This is a genomic window from Hydrogenophaga sp. (genome assembly GCF_036675665.1).
In the GTDB taxonomy this organism is placed as follows: domain Bacteria; phylum Pseudomonadota; class Gammaproteobacteria; order Burkholderiales; family Burkholderiaceae_C; genus Hydrogenophaga.
The window spans coordinates 1-2,462 of sequence record NZ_JAKFEO010000090.1 but is presented as its reverse complement, the minus strand read 5'-3'; the positions used below and the strand labels follow the sequence as shown (position 1 = coordinate 2,462).

Here is a 2,462-nt window from a genome sequence, read left to right as displayed (position 1 = left end):
GAGCGTCCTGACCGGGGCTACCACTCAGAGCGTGGAAACCATCGAAACGCCTCGCAGACGACCCCGTCGCCAGTAGGGTGCGCCGTGCGCACCAGCATCCGAGCGAGGCCGCGGCGTGAGCCCCATTGGTGCGCACGGCGCACCCTACGGGTTGTGCGAGGCGGCGCGATCCTGCAGCCCGCATAGGGCGAAGCGTGGGCCTGGCAGGCCTAGACCAGCACGTCGCGTGGTGACGATGACGCCAGCGTCTTCTCCGGCTCCACCTTGCGCGCGGCGTCATCCAGTATCTTGAAGAACACCGTTTCCAGCGACACCGATGGCTTCACCGTCAGCAGGTGCCCGCCCATCAGGTTGAGCTGGGTAATGAAGGCCGGCAGCGCCTGCTGGGTGATCTCGCATTCGTACTCGCCGTCGCGCAACTGGCGCGCCCCCGGCGCGATGGCATGCTCGGCATTGAAGCGCACCAGCATATGGTCGGCGCGCTCGGCGGCCAGTTCGCGCGGCGAGCGCACGGTCAGCAGTTCGCCCTTGTTGATGAAGCCGAAGCGGTCGGCGATGCGCTCGACATCGTGCAGCACATGGGAGGTGAAGAAGATCGCCCCGCCCTGCCCCTTGTACTCGTTGAGGATATCCACCACATCCTTGCGCCCGACCGGGTCGAGGCCGGACAGCGGCTCATCGAGCACCAGCAGCTTGGGTTGCACGACCATGGCGTGGGCCAGCGCCACCCGCTGCACCGTGCCCTTGGACAGCTCGCGAATGCGCCGATTGGCCGCCGCGGCGATCGAGAAGCGCTCCAGCCAGCCCAGGCACCAGGCCTTCTCGTCCGCCCGGCGAATGCCGTACATGGACAGCGCCATACGCAGAATTTCCAGCGGCGTGAACTGCTCGTACAAGGCCGGGGTTTCCGGGACGTAGGCGATGCCTTCGCGCGACTTGGGGTTGCGCGAGGAGGTGCCGTAGAGCGTCACCTCACCCGAATAGTCGTTGATCAGGTCAAGCATCACCTTGATGGTGGTGGACTTGCCGGCGCCGTTGGGCCCGACGAAGCCGAACACCTCGCCCTCGGCCACCCGCAGGCTGACCTCGCGCAGCGCCCGCACCGACTTGCCCTTGACGTGAAAGGTCTGGCTGACGCCGTGAAACTCCAGTGCCGCACTCACGAGCGCTCCTCCATTCCGGCGATCTTCATTTTCTTCAGGATGATCCTGCCATCTTTCAGCTCGTATCCGAGTCTGAGCGGATCTTCCGGCAAGGCCGGCAATAGACCGGATTCGACCAATTGTTCAAGACTAGCCAGCGCGCCGTTTTTCGCCTCGAAACGCCGCTGCGCCTCGCGCAACGCCACCAGCCCCTGCAGGCGCACCACCCGCTTGTCGAGCATCTGCTGCAGCTTGGGGTCATCGCGGGCCGCATCTCGCTGCTCGATCAGGTAATCCAGGGCCAGCTTCTCGTCGGCGAAGCGTTCCGCCTGCAGCATCACCGCCATCTTGCGAAAGCCGGCTGCGTTGCCGGTTGCACGTTGTGCCGCCAACTCCAGCGCACGGCTGGCCTCGGCGATATCCTTGTTGAAGAACCACTGGTTGAAACCATAGAAAAAGGCCGGCAGCTCATCCCAGAAGCGACAGTGCATGGCCCGGCGCAACACCTCGGTGCCCTCACGATCCGCCCCGCCCCAGGTGAGCAGGCCATTGGCCAGGTAGTAGTTGTCTTCATGGCAGGGATTGAGCTCGGCCACCTCCTGCTGGGCACGGACCAGGTAGCCGGTGTCGGCCTGCCCCCAGTCCACCCCGGTAGCTGCCAAGCGCATGGTTTCCAGGTTAGCCGCCAGGAAGCGGTCACCGCCGAACAGCGCCAGCAACACCGGCGCGGCGATCACCACGCGCCCCTCGACGACCGGCGCCGCCCGCTCGGGCACCTGGGCCCGCCACTGCGAGGCCGCGGAGAACAGGCCAAACCCGAGCAGGGCCAGCAACAGGGGCAAGCGAGGTCGGCGGCGCATGATCAGGAAAAGCGCTTGCGTTGCAGCGCCCACACCGCCAGCGCAAGCAGGGCGATGGCATAGCCCAGGCTGGAGAACAGCAGCCAGGGCCAGTCGGCAGGGAGAAAGTCCATCTTTCCGTAGAGTGCCAGCATGCGCATATCCAGCGCGCCGAGATCCGGCAGCAGATAACCGAGCACACCGAGGCTGGCGCGATAGCCTTCAGTATTGCTAACCAGTCCTGCTTGACTGCTAAGCAGTTCGATAATGGCGCCATAGGAGCGCGCCACCAGCATAAAACCGAAGGTGCCGATCAGAACGAAGCTCGGCGTCGAGGCCACCACCGCCAACAGGGTCGCCAGGGTGGCCAGCACCAGAAGGTCGAGCGCCATAAAGGCGATAGTAACCAGATAGGGCTGCCCCAGCGCCACTGGCGTGGCCTGGAGATAGGCACCGCCTATAAGCCGCGCCAGGCCAATCT

The 2,462-nt window shown here is 65.1% G+C and carries 3 protein-coding genes; all 3 read right to left on the bottom strand.

Annotated features, from left to right (window positions below; translation table 11 throughout):
• Positions 1-209: 209 nt before the first annotated feature.
• Positions 210-1,163 (bottom strand): ABC transporter ATP-binding protein, encoded by a 954-nt coding sequence (locus V6M63_RS21265; RefSeq protein WP_332745172.1) that lies wholly within the window; start codon positions 1,161-1,163, stop codon positions 210-212.
• Positions 1,160-1,975: a hypothetical protein gene (locus V6M63_RS21260; RefSeq protein ID WP_332745170.1), complete on the bottom strand. Its 816-nt coding sequence runs from the start codon at positions 1,973-1,975 to the stop codon at positions 1,160-1,162. The genes V6M63_RS21265 and V6M63_RS21260 overlap by 4 nt, the downstream gene beginning before the upstream one ends.
• Positions 1,976-2,004: 29 nt before the next feature.
• Positions 2,005-2,462 (bottom strand): hypothetical protein (locus tag V6M63_RS21255; RefSeq protein WP_332745168.1); only part of this gene is annotated, 458 nt, incomplete at its 5' end.